Origin of the sequence: Streptomyces mutabilis (assembly GCF_014649815.1) — a bacterium.
Classification (GTDB): Bacteria; Actinomycetota; Actinomycetes; order Streptomycetales; family Streptomycetaceae; genus Streptomyces; species Streptomyces mutabilis.
Genome location: NZ_BMTT01000003.1, coordinates 31393 through 48230, shown reverse-complemented (window position 1 = coordinate 48230; position 16838 = coordinate 31393). Strand labels below are relative to the sequence as shown.

16 protein-coding genes and 2 pseudogenes are annotated in these 16838 nt (G+C 71.8%); 10 read left to right on the top strand and 8 right to left on the bottom strand.

The window, feature by feature from the left end:
* Positions 1–206 precede the first annotated feature (206 nt).
* Together IE142_RS08455 and IE142_RS08450 are read left to right on the top strand one after the other, a co-directional pair.
* Entirely contained in the window at positions 207–878 is a 672-nt protein-coding gene (locus IE142_RS08455) for a dienelactone hydrolase family protein (protein ID WP_191885112.1), read from the top strand.
* A gap of 75 nt (positions 879–953) precedes the next feature.
* Positions 954–1616 carry a phosphoribosyltransferase gene (locus IE142_RS08450; protein ID WP_191885111.1) on the top strand — a complete coding sequence of 221 codons (663 nt, stop codon included), beginning with the start codon at positions 954–956 and terminating at the stop codon, positions 1614–1616.
* An 87-nt stretch (positions 1617–1703) separates the two neighbouring features.
* Here IE142_RS08450 and IE142_RS08445 read toward each other — a convergent pair whose 3' ends face one another.
* Entirely contained in the window at positions 1704–2594 is an 891-nt protein-coding gene (locus tag IE142_RS08445; protein ID WP_191885110.1) for an SDR family oxidoreductase, read from the bottom strand.
* 225 nt (positions 2595–2819) lie between these two features.
* Between IE142_RS08445 and mgrA the strand changes: the two genes are divergently transcribed.
* Positions 2820–3866, top strand: coding sequence for an L-glyceraldehyde 3-phosphate reductase (gene mgrA / locus IE142_RS08440; RefSeq protein ID WP_191885109.1), 1047 nt, complete (start codon positions 2820–2822; stop codon positions 3864–3866).
* Between the two features lie 46 nt (positions 3867–3912).
* Here the strand turns inward: mgrA and IE142_RS08435 are convergent, their stop codons facing one another.
* Positions 3913–4527 (bottom strand): dihydrofolate reductase family protein, encoded by a 615-nt coding sequence (locus IE142_RS08435; protein ID WP_191885108.1) that lies wholly within the window; start codon positions 4525–4527, stop codon positions 3913–3915.
* A gap of 380 nt (positions 4528–4907) precedes the next feature.
* Between IE142_RS08435 and IE142_RS38720 the strand changes: the two genes are divergently transcribed.
* The 5 genes and pseudogenes from IE142_RS38720 to IE142_RS37330 all read left to right on the top strand — a co-directional run.
* Positions 4908–5189 carry a hypothetical protein gene (locus IE142_RS38720; RefSeq protein WP_191885107.1) on the top strand — a complete coding sequence of 94 codons (282 nt, stop codon included), beginning with the start codon at positions 4908–4910 and terminating at the stop codon, positions 5187–5189.
* A gap of 272 nt (positions 5190–5461) precedes the next feature.
* A complete protein-coding gene (locus IE142_RS08425; protein ID WP_191885106.1) occupies positions 5462–6292 on the top strand; it encodes a PP2C family protein-serine/threonine phosphatase in 831 nt (276 codons plus the stop codon).
* Positions 6293–6344: 52 nt separating this feature from the next.
* Entirely contained in the window at positions 6345–7373 is a 1029-nt protein-coding gene (locus IE142_RS08420; RefSeq protein ID WP_229830289.1) for an MASE1 domain-containing protein, read from the top strand.
* A 251-nt stretch (positions 7374–7624) separates the two neighbouring features.
* Positions 7625–9184: an APC family permease gene (locus IE142_RS08415; RefSeq protein ID WP_191885105.1), complete on the top strand. Its 1560-nt coding sequence runs from the start codon at positions 7625–7627 to the stop codon at positions 9182–9184.
* 61 nt (positions 9185–9245) lie between these two features.
* Positions 9246–9527 (top strand): annotated as a pseudogene (locus tag IE142_RS37330) (siderophore-interacting protein); the annotation flags it as partial.
* A gap of 49 nt (positions 9528–9576) precedes the next feature.
* On the opposite strand, the gene IE142_RS08405 reads toward IE142_RS37330, so the two are convergent.
* The 6 genes and pseudogenes from IE142_RS08405 to IE142_RS08380 all read right to left on the bottom strand — a co-directional run bounded on the left by IE142_RS08405 (position 9577) and on the right by IE142_RS08380 (position 14944).
* Complete coding sequence (locus IE142_RS08405; protein ID WP_191885104.1) at positions 9577–11103, bottom strand: FAD-dependent oxidoreductase; 1527 nt, start codon at positions 11101–11103, stop codon at positions 9577–9579.
* A 23-nt stretch (positions 11104–11126) separates the two neighbouring features.
* A complete protein-coding gene (locus IE142_RS08400) occupies positions 11127–12041 on the bottom strand; it encodes an AurF N-oxygenase family protein (protein ID WP_191885103.1) in 915 nt (304 codons plus the stop codon).
* A gap of 109 nt (positions 12042–12150) precedes the next feature.
* Positions 12151–12645, bottom strand: a pseudogene (locus tag IE142_RS08395) (P1 family peptidase); the annotation flags it as partial.
* Between the two features lie 33 nt (positions 12646–12678).
* On the bottom strand, positions 12679–13536 hold the full coding sequence (locus IE142_RS08390) for a 5-oxoprolinase subunit C family protein (RefSeq protein ID WP_191885102.1): 858 nt from the start codon (positions 13534–13536) through the stop codon (positions 12679–12681).
* Positions 13533–14195: a 5-oxoprolinase subunit B family protein gene (locus tag IE142_RS08385; protein ID WP_191885101.1), complete on the bottom strand. Its 663-nt coding sequence runs from the start codon at positions 14193–14195 to the stop codon at positions 13533–13535. Before IE142_RS08385 ends, IE142_RS08390 begins: the two co-directional genes overlap by 4 nt.
* A complete protein-coding gene (locus tag IE142_RS08380) occupies positions 14192–14944 on the bottom strand; it encodes a LamB/YcsF family protein (protein WP_191885100.1) in 753 nt (250 codons plus the stop codon). Before IE142_RS08380 ends, IE142_RS08385 begins: the two co-directional genes overlap by 4 nt.
* 191 nt (positions 14945–15135) lie before the next feature.
* On the opposite strand from IE142_RS08380, the gene IE142_RS08375 reads away from it, so the two are divergent.
* Together IE142_RS08375 and IE142_RS08370 are read left to right on the top strand one after the other, a co-directional pair.
* On the top strand, positions 15136–15855 hold the full coding sequence (locus IE142_RS08375) for a DUF969 domain-containing protein (RefSeq protein ID WP_191885493.1): 720 nt from the start codon (positions 15136–15138) through the stop codon (positions 15853–15855).
* Positions 15852–16826, top strand: coding sequence for a DUF979 domain-containing protein (locus IE142_RS08370; RefSeq protein WP_191885099.1), 975 nt, complete (start codon positions 15852–15854; stop codon positions 16824–16826). The genes IE142_RS08375 and IE142_RS08370 overlap by 4 nt, the downstream gene beginning before the upstream one ends.
* The last annotated feature ends 12 nt before the right edge of the window (positions 16827–16838 follow it).

The window sequence follows — 16838 nt, the reverse complement described above, 5'->3', positions numbered from 1 at the left end:
GTTCACCGCGATCGGCCGTCGCCCGCCCGCTCGGCACGCCGTTCGGTCCACGGGTGACGGCCCCACCTTCGTCGCGGTCACCAGGCCGTCACGGCAGGAGCCGAGGGCGGAGCCGGCGGTCCGGCCCGCGGCGTGCCCGGCGGGGTGTGTGGGTTTGTCCGCCCGGGTACCCGTCCGGAGCGTCAAGTCCCGGGATGTGAGCGCACATGGTCTCCGAAACCGCGAGGATGCCCTCGGGAGACGTCACCCTGACCGGCGACCTCGTGGTCCCCGCCGAGCCGCGGGGCACGGTCCTGTTCGCGCACGGCAGCGGCAGCTCGCGTCTCAGCCCCCGCAACCGGGCGGTCGCCGCCGGGCTGCACCGGGCCGGGCTGGGCACCCTCCTGCTGGACCTGCTGACCGAGGACGAGGAGCGTGAGGACACCGCCACGGGCGAGCACCGCTTCGACGTCGCCCTGCTGGCCCGTCGCCTGGCGGACGCCGTCGACTGGCTGGAGCGGCGCCCGGACACGGCGGGCCTGGCGGTGGGCCTGTTCGGCGCCAGCACGGGAGCGGCCGCCGCCCTCATGGCGGCCGTGGAGCGACCTCGACGGGTTTCCGCGGTGGTGTCGAGGGGAGGCAGGCCGGATCTGGCCGGCGACGCGCTGCCCTTGGTCACCGCCCCGGTGCTGCTCGTCGTCGGCGGCGACGACACGACGGTTCTCGCGCTCAACCGTGAGGCGGCAGGGAAGCTGTCGGCGCCCCATCGAACTCATGTCGTACCGGGCGCCACGCACCTCTTCCCGGAACCGGGCGCCCTGGAGCAGGTCACCGAGGCCGCCGCCGACTGGTTCCGTGAGCACCTGACCGGGGGAGCGGCCGATGAGCGCTCCGGCTGAGGCCACCGGTGAACCGGAGGTGTGAGCCCGACGGCCACAGCCTTCCATTCCCAGAAGGAGACAGGCGGACAGGTCATGGGATTCCAGAATCGCAGGGAAGCCGGCCGGCAACTCGCTCTCCGACTCAGGGAGTGGGCCTCCGACCGCGAACTCGTCCGGCCCGTCGTTCTCGCGCTGCCCCGCGGGGGCGTACCGGTGGCCGCCGAGGTCGCCCACGCGCTCGACGCACCGCTGGACGTGCTGGTGGCGCGGAAGATCGGTCTTCCCGGCCGGCCGGAGACGGGCATCGGCGCCATCGTGGGCGACGACCCGCCGCTGTTCGACCAGCGTGCCCTTCGGATGCTCGGTCTGACCGAGGACCGGCTCGCTCCCGACGTGGCCCGTGAACGCGACGAACTGAACCGTCGCACCCTGCTCTACCGGGGCGACCGCTCCGCGCCCGACGTCCAGGGCCGCGCCGTGATCGTCGTCGACGACGGCCTGGCCACCGGTGCCACCGCACGCGCCGCCCTGCGACACCTGCGCCCGCTGCGACCGGACCGGCTGATCCTGGCCGTGCCCGTCAGCGCTCCCGAGACCGCCGTCGAGATGCGTGCGGAAGCCGACGAGGTCGTCTGCCTCCGGCAGCCGCCGGACTTCGGGGCGGTCGGCCTCTGGTACGACGACTTCGACCAAGTCGGCGACGACGAGGTGATCCGGGTTCTGGACGCCCGACGCACCTCGACGCGCGGCACCTGAGAAGCGGCACGGCGACTCACCGGACTTGCCGGCCGGCGCGATCGGCGGGAGCGGGAGCGGGAGCGGGAGCGGGACCGCGTCCGGGGCTCAGGGCAGCGGAGTCCCTCCCGTCGCGTTGAGGATCTCCGCGGTGACGTATCCGGCCTCCTGCGAGGCGAGGTAGACGTACGCCGGTGCCAGCTCCGCCGGTTGGGCGGGACGGCCCAGCGGACTCTGCTTGCCGAACTCGACCGTGTCCGGCAGCGTCGCCGGTATCAGCGGAGTCCACACCGGGCCCGGCGCCACCGCGTTCACCCGGATGCCGCGCTCGGCGACCGTCTGGGCCAGACCCTGGGTGAAGGTCACGATCGCCCCCTTGGTCATCGCGTAGTCCAGCAGGTGCGGGCTGGGTTTGTACGCCTGGACCGAGGTGGTGTTGATGACACTGCCACCCGCGGGAATGTGCGGCAGCGCGAACTTGGTCAGCCAGAACATGCCGTAGAGGTTGGTCCGCATCACCCGGTCGAACTGCTCCGTCGGTATCGCCTCGATGCCGTCGGGCTGCGCCATCTGGTACGCCGCGTTGTTCACCAGGACGTCGATGCCGCCGAACTCCGACACCGCCCGGTCGATCAGCGCCCGGCACTCGTCCTCCGCACGGATGTCGCAGGACACGGCCACGGCCTTCTGCCCGGCCTCCTCCACGAGCCGTGACGTCTCCCGTGCCTCGCCCTCCTCCTGTGCGAGGTACGTGAACAGCACGTCGGCGCCCTCCCGGGCGAAGGCCAGGGCCACCGCGCGGCCGATGCCGGAGTCACCACCCGTGATGACGGTCCTGCGGCCCCTCAACCGGCCCGACCCGCGGTACGAATCCTCACCGTGGTCGGGCGGCGGGTCCATCTGCCCGCTCCAGCCCGGGTGCGGCTGGTTCTGGGCGGCGAAGTCGGGGCGGGGGTACTGGTCCGTCGGGTCCTGCTGGTCGCGCTGGTCGTCCGTCACGTCGGCCTCCTGGTGTCGTCGTACGGGGAAGTCCGCGACCGTGTTCCCCGGGCGGGCCGGCCGAAAGGTGGCAATGCGGGACGCGGTCGGCGCCGGCGTCGAGAAGCGGCAGTGCTCAATGCCATGAGTCGTTCTTGTTGGACTGCCGCACGAACCGCGCGCGATGATGACGCGACGTCCGTCGTCACGGACCGGTCACCATCCTTCGCACCACGGAGAAACCTCATGAACCATGTCGCCGACCCCGGCCGCTACGACGGCACCATGCAGTACCGGCGCACCGGACGCTCGGGTCTCGACCTGCCCGTGCTGTCGCTCGGCTACTGGCACAACTTCGGCGACGACAAGCCGTTCGAAACGCAGCGGGAGATCGCCCTGCGCGCCTTCGACCTCGGCATCACCCACCACGACCTGGCCAACAACTACGGCCCGCCCTACGGCGCCGCGGAGATCAACTTCGGCCGGATCCTCCGCCAGGACCTGGCACCGTACCGGGACGAACTGGTGATCTCCACCAAGGCCGGGTGGGACATGTGGCCGGGCCCCTACGGGCAGGGCGGCGGCTCCCGCAAGTACCTCCTCGCCTCCCTCGACCAGTCCCTCAAGCGCACGGGCCTGGAGTACGTCGACATCTTCTACTCCCACCGCTTGGACGCCTCCACGCCACTGGAGGAGACCATGACGGCGCTGGACACCGCGGTGCGCCAGGGCAAGGCCCTCTACGTCGGCATCTCGTCCTACGACGCCGAGCGCTCCCGGCAGGCCGCGGCGATCCTGCGCGACCTGGGCACCCCGCTGCTGATCCACCAGCCGTCGTACAACATGCTCAACCGCTGGATCGAGACCGAGGGTCTGCTCGACGCCGCGGCCGACGAGGGCTTCGGCGTCATCGGGTTCACCGCGCTCGCCCAGGGCCTGCTCACCGGTCGCTACCTCGACGGGGTCCCCGAGGGTTCCCGAGCCACGCAGGGCAAGTCCTTCGCGGCGGACTGGCTCGACGAGGACACGCTCCGGCGACTGCGCGCCCTGAACGACATCGCCGCCCGCCGAGGGCAGAGCCTGGCCCAGATGGCGCTCGCCTGGGCGCTGCGCGACGCCCGCGTGACCTCCCTGGTCATCGGCGCCTCCCGCACCGATCAGCTGGAGCAGAACGTGGCCGCGCTGGACAACCTCTCCTTCGGCGAGGACGAACTCGCCGAGATCGACAAGCACGCGGTGGCCGACGACAGCGTCGACCTCTGGCGGCAGGCCCGCACCGGCGCCCTCGGCTGAACCACTGGCGTGCACGAGCCGCTGCCTCGTCCTCGGTGCTCGGGTGTCACAGGACGTCGTAGGTCATATGCGTGGCCGTCGATGTCGGAGTCACGCCGCGCCGCACCAGCGTGCGCCGCGTCCCGCCGGTGAACAGGGGCGTTCCGGAGCCCAGCAGCACGGGGGCGAGGTGCAGGCTCAGCGTGTCGACCAGTCCGGCGTCGAGCGCCGAGCCGATCGTGGCACCGCCGCCCATGAGCATGACGTCGAGGTCCTTGCCGCTGCGTGCCGATGCGGCCTCGGCCCGCTCGCGCGCGGCGGCGACGGCGTCCGGTAGACCGGTGGTGACGAACGTCCAGTCGAGGTCGGCGAGGCGCACGGAATCCGGTGGCGAGCTCGTCACGACGACGAACGCGGGCTTGCCGACCTCACCGGCCCCGTAGCCGGTCGTGTCGTCCCAGCCGTTCGGCCCGTCGACCACGTCGAAGAGCCGTCGGCCGAGGACGACGGCCCCGGAACGGGCCGTCGCCTCCCGCAGCAGCCGCCGGTCGTCGGGGTCGTCGGAGAACGCCCAGGTGTGCAGGGCCTCACCCCCGGTGCCCAGACCACTGTCCGGGCCGGGATCGGGGCCGGTGACGAAGCCGTCGAGCGAGATCGAGATGTCAGCGATGATGCGAGTCATACAAGGCAGACTCTCCACGCTCCCTGGACTCATCGCGCGCGCCCCGTGTACGGAGGGACGAGCCGCGGTGCCGCGCGCACGCGACGAGGGGCCGGTCACCGCGCCGGGATGGCGTCGGCCTGAGCACCCCGCCGTCGACCGGCGGGGAGTGGAAAGCCCGCCCCTGCGTTGGCCGGTGAGGGACGTGCGCGGTTCCGTCCCACCCGTGCGCTCACCGACCCGCGCGCCCACGAGGAGGGGCCGTGCCCGAGACGCGTACGCGAACGGCGGGAGCCGCCGGATGAACCGCACGGCGCCAGCCCCGCTGACGCATCCGGACGGCGAGCTGCTGCGCGGCGGACGGCCGCACCGCGTCCTGGCCGGCTCGATGCACACGACGAGTGGACCGCCGACCACCTGGACCGGGTCACCGCCTCGCCGGAGCCCTCCGCGACGCCGCCCGCCCTGCCCGGCACACCGGGCAGGGCGGGGTTCGCCACGGCCGGCTTCACCGCCGACGGACGGCCGACACCTTCCTCGCCTTCCCCGGCTTCCGCAAGGGCTTCGTCTGGATCAACGGCTTCCTGCTCGGCCGCTACTGGAACGTGGGACCGCAGATCGCGCTCTGTCTGCCCGCGCCCCTCACCACCGCCGGGGACAACACGCTCACCCTCCTCGGGTGACCGCGTGGCACTGCGCGAACACCCCGAACTCGGTCCGGTTCGGGATTACGTCCAGACCTTCGACTGAACCCCCGGGACCGGTCCGCGCCGGTACCTGGCCCGCGCTCGGCACCGCCGGGTCCGCCCGGCGTGCCCGCGTCGCCGGCAGGTGGAAGACTTGCCGTGTTCGGGGCATGCGGGGGTGCCCTCCGGCGAAAGACGGGTGGATCGGATCATGCGGGGAGAGCAACCCGTCGGAGCCGGCCGGTCCGTGCGCGCCCCCGGAGCGGTCGATGTTCCGCAGGCGTCCGGCATCTGACGGCGAAGAGCTCCTGGAGAGACTCGCGACACTGACCACGCGGGCCCGGGAGCTCGCCGAGCTGCGGCGTTCCCAGGTGGAACTCGCCATCGCCCTGCAACGCGACATGCTCCCGGCGGAGCTGCCCGTGGTCCCGGGCTTCCATCTCGCCGCCCGCTACGCGCCTGCCTACGCCGGGCTCAACGTGGGCGGTGACTGGTACGACGCCTTCATGCTCCCCGACGGCAGGGTCGCCCTCTCGGTCGGTGACGTGCAGGGCCACGCCATCGACGCGGCGGCGTTCATGGGGCAGGTGCGCGCCGGCCTGCGCGCTCTGGCCTCGGTGACGGGCGAGCCCGGCGACCTTCTCGCCCGGACGAACGACCTCGTCCTCTCCCTCGGCAAGGACCTCTTCGCCACCTGCACCTTCATGCGGTTCGACCCCGCCACCGGAGTGATGGAGAGTGCCCGGGCCGGACACATCCCCTGCGTCTGGGCCACGGCCGACGGCAAGGCGGGGGTGTCCGACGACGAAGGGGGGCCGCCGCTGGGAGTCCTGGGCGGAGTGAAGTATCCGGTGACCCGGTACCGGCTCGCGCTGGGCGGAGTGTTCGTCCTGCTCACGGACGGTGTGGTCGAAGGACCCGCCCTGAGCGTCGACGAGGGCCTGCGGCGAGTCGTCCGGCTGGCGGGCATCGCGGCCGTCGCCGGCATGGACGCCCCCGCACTCGCGGCGGCCGTGCTGAAGAACGCCGAGCTGGTGGGACACGACGACGACGCCGCCGTGCTCGTCGTGAGCCACGACGCGCGCACCGTTCCCCCGTAGGGCCGTGAGCGGGGTGCCTCCCGCCTCGCCGACGCGGTGCGGACGGTGTCTGATGGCTGCTGTGGTGGGTATTCGCGCGTGGCCCCGACCGGTCGTCCTCGCTCTCGGGACGCTGCTCGTCGCCGTCTGCTACTACGCGGCGGGACGGCTCGGGCTCACGCAGCAACTGGTCGCGGAGGGGGCCGTGGTCACCCCCATCTGGCCGCCCACCGGTCTGGCGGTGACCTGTCTGCTGCTGTTCGGCCCGGCGTGCGTGCCGGGCATCGCCGTGGGCGCCCTGCTGGTCGTCGCGTCCATCACTCCGCCGGGGCCGGCGGCCATCGGGGTCGTGGCCGGCAACACGGCCGCCCCGGTCTGCGCGTACCTGATGCTGCGTTCCGTGGGATTCCGGACGGACATGGCCCGCATCCGCGACGGTCTGGCGCTCGTCTTCCTCGGGGCGCTGGCCGCCATGCTGATCAGCTCGGGTGCGGGCGTCGGCATGCTCGCGCTCGGGGGCAAGCTGCCCGCGGGCGACGTCTGGTTCGTCTGGCTGGCCTGGTGGGTGGGCGACGCCATGGGCGTCGTCATCGTCACCCCGCTCCTGCTCCTGCTGTACCGCGCCCGCCGGGCACCTCCGCGCGGTCGGTGGGGCGAGGCGGCGGTGCTCGTGGTGGCCGCGGGCGTGCTGGTGCCGCTGTCCACGTACAGCCGGGTCAGCATGTTGTTCCTGGTGTATCCGCTGCTGATCTGGGCCGCGCTCCGCTTCCAGCTGGCGGGCAGCATGCCGTGTGCCCTCTTCGCCTCCGTCATGGCGACCGTGGCGGCCGGTGACGACGCGGGCTCCTTCGGCCGGCTGACCGATGTCGAAGTGATGGTGAAGCTCCAGGCCTTCAACGGAACCATGGCCCTCACCGCGCTGCTGCTCTCCTCCGTCATCAGCGAGCAGCTCCACACCCGGCGCTCGGTGGAACGTGCCTGTCAGGAACTGGTTGAGGCCCTGCAGCACCTGAGCGCCGGAACGCCCCCGGGCCCGCACCGGCACACCGAGGACGACGCCCCCGGTGCGCCGGGAGGGGAGGCGGCCCCGGGCGGCTCCTGACCCGGACGGGCTCACGATGTGACGCAGATCTCAGGGAAAGGTCAGGGTGCCGGGAATCGGCCAGGGCTGCGATAACCGGATACCGGACAGTTGCCGCCCGGTTGTCGAGATCAGTGGTCGTGCTGGCTCAGGGGGCTTCGAAATGAAGGTTGAATGCTGATCGTGACCCGATGAACCATGGTGAAACGGGTCAACCAGGGGTGCTGTGGGGGACCGGAACCACGGAAACCGCAGGATTTAACGTCTCGTTCATGACTGAGCTGGACGTACGGCCAGGGGCCGACGACACGGGCGACGGAGCCACCGCCGATGGCATGCGGACCAAGGGGCTCAGCGGCAACTCGGTAGGGCTGCTGGGCAGCGCGGTCATCGGGGTCTCCACTGTGGCCCCCGTCTACTGCCTGACCTCGACCCTCGGCTCGACCGCCGGTGAGGTCGGCGTGCAGATGCCGGCCGTGTTCCTCGCCGGGTTCCTGCCGATGCTGCTCGTGGCCTTCGCCTACCGCGAGCTGAACAAGGCCATGCCCGACTGCGGCACCTCCTTCACCTGGACGGTGAAGGCCTTCGGGCCGTGGGTGGGATGGGTGTGCGGCTGGGGCCTGGTCATCGCCACGATCATCGTGCTGTCGAACCTGGCCGGTGTGGCGACCTCGTACTTCTGGCTGCTCGCGGGAGAGGTCACCGGAAGCGATGCGGTGGCGGCGCTCGACGGGGACAAGGCCGTGCACATCGTGACCTGCCTGGGGCTGATCGCCATCGCCACCGTGATCAGCTATCGCGGTATGACGGCGACCAAGGGCCTGCAGTACACACTGGTCGCGCTGCAACTGCTGGTCCTGGCCGTGTTCGTCGCCATGGCCTTCAGCAAGGCCGGCGACGCGGAGTTCGCCACCTCGGCCGAGTTCTCCTGGTCCTGGCTCAACCCCTTCGCCGTGCAGTCCTTCGCCGCCTTCACGGCCGGACTCTCGCTGTCGATCTTCATGTACTGGGGCTGGGACGCCTGCCTGACGGCCAACGAGGAGACCAGCGGCAGCAGCCGTACGCCGGGCCGCGCCGCGCTCGTCGCCATGGTCGTGCTCGTCGGCTCCTACCTGGCCACGGGGATCGCCGCGCAGATGGTCGCGGGCTCCGGCGACCAGGGGCTGGGGCTGGCCAATCCCGAGACCTCGGACAACGTCTTCGCCGCGCTCGCCGGCCCGGTCATGGGCCCCGCGCTCGGCATCATGCTGTTCGTCGCCGTGCTGGCGTCGGCCGCGGCCAGTCTGCAGACGACCTTCATCCCGGTGGCCCGCACGGTGCTCGCGATGTCGGCGTACGAGGCGCTGCCCGCCTCCTACGCCGAGGTGCACCCCCGCTTCCGCACGCCGGGCCGCGCCACGGTGACCGCCGGGGTCGCGACCGGCGTCTTCTACGCGGTGATGACCCTGGTCAGCGAGCACGTACTGGTCGACACGATCTACGCGCTCGGCCTGATGATCTGCTTCTACTACGCGCTGACGGCCTTCGCCTGCGCCTGGTACTTCCGGGCCGACCTCCTGCGGTCGGGCCGTGACCTCCTTTTCAAGGGGATCTTCCCGGTGCTCGGCGGAGTGCTGCTCGCGGCCGTCTTCGCCAAGACGCTCGCCGACATGTGGGACCCCGCCTACGGAAGCGGTTCGTCCGTGCTCGGGGTCGGCTCGGTGTTCGTCATCGGGGTGGGCCTGCTCCTCCTCGGCGTGGTCATCATGCTGGTGATGAGCCGGCGCAGTCCCGCCTTCTTCCGCGGCGAGGTACTCACCAGGTCGACACCCGCTCTGGTCGCCGGGGACTGAGGGAACGGCGGGCCACTCTCCCTCGTGTGCGCGCGAGTCAGCTAGGCAAGCCTTCTCTCTCATGGCGGAGGTCCGGCGGCTGACACCGCAGAATCCCATGATGTTCCGTGCTCGCGTCGTGCGCACCGAGCGGGCCTCCCCGTCGATGCACCGGGTGACCGTCACCGGAGCGGAGCTCGGCGTGTTCCCGTGGCTGGGGTACGACCACTGGTTCCGCCTGTTCCTCCAGCTTGTCCACCAGCGCCGCCTGCGGCTGCCGGAGTTCACGGGCGCCCGTTGGTGGCAGCCCTACCTGCAGATCCCCGAGCAGGAGCGGCCGCACTGCGCCAACTACTCCGTGGCGCCGTACGCAGCCGCGTCTGTGACACCCCCGCGCCACGGCCGGCTTCGCCTCAGCGGCGGCGGCGGCGCGCGAGACGGCGGAAGGCACTCGCCCCGGCGGTGGGCGCCGGCAGCCGTCCCGCGACCGCGTCGTCGAGCAGCGTGCCGACCGTCTCGGCCGCGCACCGGCGGTTCGCGCCGATGCCGCCCGACGGCCCGCGTTTGATCCAGCCCACGACGTAGGTGCCGGGCCGGCCGGTCACCCGTCCGCGTTCGTGCGGCACGGTCCCCGAGCCCTCGTCGAAGGGCAGTCCCGCCTGCGGCACTCCGCGGTACCCGATGGCCCGAAGCGCCAGGCCCGCCGCAATCTCCCGCTCACCGGCGCCACCGGTGGCCCGTACGGACCGGATCTGCTCGTCCCCGCGCATCTCCAGGGGCTCGGAGTGGAAGCGGAAGACGATGCGACGCCTCTGCCCCGACGTGTCCGGCGGCGCGGACCAGTCGACGGCCTCACGCGGCAGGTCCCGGAACAGACGGGCCTTCTCCGTCGCCTCGGACGAATCGACCGCGGCACCGATGCGTGGATCGTGGTCGTCCACGACCAGGTCGACGCCCGGAAGGCTCTTCAGGGCCAGCAGTTCGGTGCCGCTGCACGCGGCGTGCTCCGGGCCCCGGCGTCCGAGCAGCACCACTTCGCGCACCTTGCTGCGGCGCAGCTCCTCCAGCGCGTGGCCGGCGACGGCCGTGGCGGCAAGTGTCCCGGGGTCGGAGACCAGGACGCGTGCGACGTCGAGGGCGACGTTGCCGTTGCCGACCACGACGACACGGTCCGCCGAGAGGGCGACGGCGTCCGGGGCGACTTCGGGGTGCGCGTTGTACCAGGCGACGAACGTGGTCGCGGCGATGCTGCCGGGCAGGTCCTCGCCGGGTATGCCGAGGCGCCGGTCGGTGGACGCCCCCACGGCGTAGACCACCGCGTCGTGGTGTGCGGCGAGTTCCGCGGCCGTGACGTGGAGGCCCACGTCGAGGCCGAGGTGCATGCGCACCCGGGGATGGGTGTGAAAGCGGGCGAAGGTCTCGCCGATCCGCTTCGTGGCCGGGTGGTCCGGCGCCACGCCGTACCGGATCAGCCCGCCGGGCGCGGGGAGCCGGTCGACGAGCGTGACCACGGAACGGGTGTGCAGCAGCAGGTCCTCCGCGGCGTACATCCCGGCCGGGCCGGTGCCGACGATCGCCACGCGCAGCGGTGCGAAGTCGGCCGGCAGGACGCGTTCGAAGTGCGGCGTGCCCCAGGCGTGGAAGTTCGGGCCGTGGTCCGCCGCCCCCTGCGGCACCGGCCGCCCGGACCGCTCGAAGTAGGCGGCGTTGATGCCGGCGTACTGCTGCTGCGCCCGCGGCAGCTCCTCGGCCGGGTGGACGGCGTCCACCGGGCAGGCGTCGGCGCAGGCGCCGCAGTCGATGCAGGCGGCCGGGTCGATGTACAGCATCTCGGTGCTGCCGAAATGTCGTTCCCCGGGGGCCGGGTGGATGCAGTTGACCGGGCAGACGGCCACACAGGCGGCGTCGGTGCAGCAGTTCTGGGTGATCGCGAAGGTCATGTCGTCCGCTCGCCGGGAGGTCGTCAGATGAGGTTGGCGCGCTTGTAGAAGAACAGCGCGGGCTTGGTGAGCAGGCCGACGGAGCTCAGGAAGGCCATCAGCCCCGAGCAGCTGGAGCGCATCATCGACTTGTGATGCTCGTTGGCCCTCGCCTCGCGGACCGCGCGCTCCTCGTCCAGCCCGGCGTTGGCGTACGCCTTCCGGTTCACCATGCTGGTCACGATGACGTAGGCGGCCACCGCGATGAGCAGGGCGTGGACTCGGCGACGGATCCGTCCGGCGTGCGCGAGATGCTTGCGTGTCTCGTCGCGGGCGAACTTCATGTGCCGTGATTCCTCCACGACATGGATGTTGTTGATGGTGCGGACGAAAGGCACCACCCGCTCGTCGCGCATCCAGTCCCGCTGCATGACGTCGAGGACCTCCTCGGCGACCAGGATCGCGGCGTACGCCGCCTCGCCGAACGCGACGGTCTTGAAGAGCCGGCCGAGTTCGACCGCCAAGCGGTGCGGCCGGTACGCGGGCGCCCCGAGTTTCTTCGCCCCGCGGGCGAACATGATCGAGTGGCGGCACTCGTCGGCTATCTCGGTCAGGGCCCACTGGAAGGTGTCGTCCGTCGGGTCCTTCGCGTAGATGTCCCGCAGCACCATCTGCTGGAGGATCATCTCGAACCAGATCCCGGTGCTGGCCACCGAGGCGGCCTCCTGGCGGGTGAGGGCCTTGCGCTGGGCGTCGGTCAGTTCGTTCCAGTACCGCGTCCCGTAGAGGGTGCTCCACTCCGGGCTGGCCCCGTGGAAGGTCTCGTCGAGCGGAGTCTCCCAGTCGACCTCGGTGAGCGGGTCGTAGGAGAGTTGCGCGGACGAGTCGAGCAGCCGCCGCGCGATGCTCTCCTCCGGGGTGTGGCTCTTGGTCCGTGGCCGCGAGATGTTGATGGCCATGCAGGGGCTCCTCGAGTCGAGTCGGGGACGATCCTCGCCCAGCACTGCTATTACCGTCGGTAACGCAGTCTCCTTGTTGACGGACCTTATAGCAAGGAACGCCGTGTGACTACCCGGTGGTAACCGAAGGGTGGTGCGGAGGGGCGGCCAGGGTCTCGAGCAGCCGGTCCACCGGGAGCGCGGGCGCCGTGCGTCCGCCGAAGCCGGTGGTCGCGGTGGCCGCGAGCAGGGAGTTGAGCACCGCTTCCTCGACGCCGTCGAGTACGGCTCCGAAGAGCGGGCCGAGATCCGCGTCCGCCACCTAAGCCGCCGACGCCGTACCGAAGGCGATGGCGTAGTCCCCGCTGCCATGGCTGTAGGACGCGCCCGTGCGGGCCAGCGCGAACACCGCGCGCCGCGCGACACGGGTGAGCTGCCGTGCGTCGAGCGGTGCGTCCGTGGCCACCACGATCATGCAGGAACCCGCGTCGGAGGCCGGTGCGAGACCGCCGGCGCCCATGGAGGACGCGGTGACGGTGCGGCCGAGAATCCGAAGCGTGCCCCCGAAGTTGGCCTGCACCAGCACGCCCGCGGTGAAGCGGCGGCCCGCCAGGTCCCGGACGCGGTGCCGATGCCGGCCGGCGCGCCCACAGTCCGGTCAGCCGAGGGTGAAGCGCACCGGCGTCCCCACCGAGGCCTGGGCCGCCGCGGCCAGGGCGCGCTCCGCGACGACCGCGACGACGGGGTAGCCCCCGGTCGTCGGATGGTCGTGCAGGAAGATCACGGGGCGTCCGTCGGGCGGGACCTGCACCGCGCCCAGGACCATGCCCTCGCTGGGCAGTTCACCCGCCGACGCCCGCTCCAGCGCCGGTCCCTCAGTACGCAGGCCGATGCGGTTGCTGTGCGGTGAGACGCGGTACGTGGCCGAGGTGAGGGTGCGCAGGGCGCCCGGGGGGAACCAGTCGGCGCGGGGCCCCAGCCGCACCGGCAGGACCAGCTCGGCGGGCGGTCCCGGCCAAGGGGCGGCGACGGGCACGGGGACCGGGGGAGCGGGGGTACCCACCGGGACGACCATCCCGTCCCGCAGTGGCTCCGGGCCCAGCCCCGACAGCAGGTCCGTCGAGCGGCTGCCGAGGACGGGCTCGACGGCGACGCCTCCTGCCACCGCCACGTAGGAACGCACGCCCGCCGTCGCAGCCCCCACGTCCAGGACCGCACCGGCCGGTACGCGCACCGGCAGGCCCCAGGCTGCGGGGCGCCCGTCCACGGTGACGGAGCAGTGCGCGCCGCCGACCACGACGGTGACGGCGCGGTCGGGACGCAGGGCACAACCGGTCAGAGTGGTCTCCAGGACGGCCGCGCCCAGGTCGTTGCCGAGCAGCCGGTTGGCGAGCCCCATCGCGGGCGTGTCCAGGGCCCCGGAGTGGGGCACTCCCAGATGGGCGTACCCGCGCCGGCCCGCGTCCTGCACCGTGGTGAGCGCGCCGGCCCGCACGACGGTGAGCTCGGCCGTCATGCCGCCACCGCCGCGGGTCCGGCGTCCGCCACGACGAACCGCACGCGCGTCCCCGGCGCGAGCAGCGCCGCACGCTCCCGCCCAGGGTCCCACAGCGGCCCGGGGTCGGGCATGGTCCCGATCAGCTGCCATCCGCCAGGCGTGGCGCGGGGGTAGACGGCGCTGTAGGGGCCGGCGAGGGCCACCGCACCGGCCGGCACCCGGGTCCTGGGCGTGGCCCGGCGGGGCACGTGCAGTTCCTCGGGGAGTCCGGTGAGGTAGCCGAAGCCTGGGGCGAATCCGCAGAACGCGACCCGGTACGCGTGGGCGGTGTGGAGCGCGGCGACCTCTTCCGGTGCGACCCCCCACAGGGCCGCCACTTCGGCGAGGTCCGGCCCGTCGTAGCGCACGGGAATCTCCACGACTTCCCCGTCGTCGTCAGCTGCGGGCGGGACCTGCCACTCGGCGAGCCCGCGGGCCAGTGCCTCCGGGTCCCCGACGCCGTCCAGCAGGACCGTGCGCGCTCCCGGCACCACCTCCTCGACGGGCGGCAGCGTCCCGGCGGCCCGACGGCGCAGCACTTCGGCGTGGAAGGCCGCGGTGCCCCCGGCGTCGGAGAGCTCGACGAGCAGCGCGTGCCGGCCGACGGGACGTGCCGTGAGGATCGGGCTTCGGGTCACGCGAACGCCCCGATCGAGACCCCCGACGTCTCCAGTGCCTCCCGCACCCGTGTCGCGATCCTCGCGGCGTTCGGCGTGTCGCCGTGCACGCACAGCGAACGGGGGGTGACCTCGACGGTCGTACCGTCCACGGCCTCGACCGAGCCGCGCACAGCGAACGCGAGCGCTCGCCGGACCACGGCGTCCTCGTCCGTCACCACCGAGTCCGGCTCGCGCCGGGACACGAGGGTGCCCTGCGGGGTGTAGGCCCGGTCCGCGAATGCCTCGGGGACACCCGTGAGCCCGGCGTCCGCGGCGGCGGCGAGCAGCAGGGAGCCCGGCAGGCCGAGCACGGGCAGCGCGCCGCCCGCGAGCCGCACGCCGGCCACGACCGCGCGGGCCTGGCCGGCGTCGTGGACGGTGCGGTTGTAGAGCGCGCCGTGCGGCTTCACGTAGGCCACCTCCGCCCCGGCGGCCTCGGCGAAGACCTTGAGCGCGCCGATCTGGTACGCCACCTCGGCCGCCAGTTCCTCGGCGGGTACGTCCATGGCGCGTCGGCCGAAGCCCGCCAGGTCGCGGTAGGACACCTGGGCCCCGATCCGCACACCGCGTTCGGCGGCGAGGTCGCAGACGCGGCGCATCACCGAGGGGTCGCCGGCGTGGAAGCCGCAGGCGACGTTGGCGCTGGTGACGACGGACAGGAGAGCGTCGTCGTCGGTGAGGGTCCAGCGGCCGAAGCCCTCACCGAGATCTGCGTTGAGGTCGATCACACCACGAACGTAGACGATCGTTGAACGATTCGACAAGAGGTCAATAAGGATACCGCCCTTGTTAGATCGTTGAACGATAGCTAGTGTCCGTGCATCTGCCACGCATCTGGGGCTGTGGTCCGGACCGGTGAAGCATTGGTTCTGTTCGTCCCGGATCCGTGCCCTGCCCCCTCATGCCTGAAGGCCACCGAATGATCGTTCTGCTCGGTGTGGTCGTGGTGATCCTCGGATTTGTCACGCGCCGCAACCCCGTCCTCGTGGTGGGCGTCGCCGGTATCGTCACCGGACTGCTCGGCAAGATGAACCCGCTGGAGGTCCTCGCGGCCTTCGGCCGTTCCTTCGCCGACAGCCGCTCCGTCACCGTCTACGCCATCGTGCTCCCGGTGATCGGCCTGCTGGAGCGCTACGGCCTGCGCGAGCAGGCCCGCAATCTCATCGGCCGCCTGGGCAAGCTCAGTGCCGGCCGCTTCCTCACCGTCTACCTGCTGGTCCGGCAGGTCACGGCGGCCTTCGGCCTGAACAGCATCGGCGGTCCGGCGCAGACCGTGCGGCCCCTGGTGGCGCCCATGGCCGAGGCCGCCGCAGAACGCTCCACGGGAGCGAAGCTGCCCGACCGGCTGCGCGAGAAGGTGCGGTCCTACTCCGCGTCGGCCGACACCGTGGGCGTCTTCTTCGGCGAGGACTGCTTCATCGCCATCGGCTCCATCCTGCTGATCACCGGCTTCGTGAACTCCACGTACCACCAGGAGATCGAACCGACCCAGCTGGCCCTGTGGGCGATACCGCTCGCGGTCTGCGCCTTCGTCATCCACGGCGCCCGGCTGCTGCTCATGGACAAGCAGCTGGAACGCGAGATGGCCGTCGCCGCCGCCGAGCACGACCTGCCGCTTCCCGAGGGGGCCGACAAGTGATCAAAGTCGAATGGCTGTACTGGCTGATAGGCCTCGTCTTCGTCGTCATGGCCGTCCAGATGGCCACCGACCGCAGCAACCCCAAGCGCTGGACGTCCGCCGCATTCTGGGGCCTGCTCGGACTCACCTTCCCCTACGGCACCGGCGTCGCCAACGCCACGGCCGGCAACGGCGGCTGGACCCTGCCCGCCGAACCGCTCGGCGTCGCCGTCCTGACCCTGATCGTGCTCGCCGGGTTCAACTTCCTCGGCAAGGGCGTCCCGGTCACCACCACCGGCGAGCAGCGTGAGGCGTCCGCCGCCCGGCTGGGCAGCAAGATCTTCATCCCCGCGCTGACCATCCCGCTCGTCGCCATCGTCTGCGCGTCCGTGCTGGACGAGTCCGGCCTGTTCGAATCGGGCAAGGCCACGCTTCTCGGGCTCGGCCTCGGCTGCGTCGCCGCCCTCGTCGTCGGCATGCTGATCACCGGAGAGAAGAAGGTGACCGTCCCGCTCCACTCCGGCCGCTCCATGCTGGAGGCGATGGGCTCCGCCCTGCTGCTGCCCCAGCTCCTGGCCGTACTCGGCTCGATCTTCGCCGCCGCGGGCGTGGGCGACCAGGTCGGAAGGATCGTCAACGATGTCCTGCCGGAGGACTCCAAGTACCTCGCGGTGATCGCGTACTGCGTCGGCATGTTCCTGTTCACCGTGATCATGGGCAACGCCTTCGCCGCGTTCCCCGTGATGACCGCGGCGATCGGCTGGCCCATCCTCATCCAGCAGATGCACGGCAACGAGCCCGCCGTCCTCGCGATCGGCATGCTGGCCGGTTTCGCCGGCACGCTGTGCACCCCGATGGCCGCCAACTTCAACATCGTCCCGGCCACCCTGCTCGAGCTCAAGGACCAGTACGGCCCGATCAAGGCCCAGCTGCCGACGGGCATCGCGCTGCTCGGCTGTTGCACCGTGATCATGGCGCTCTTCGCCTTTTGAGCCCCCGGGGCT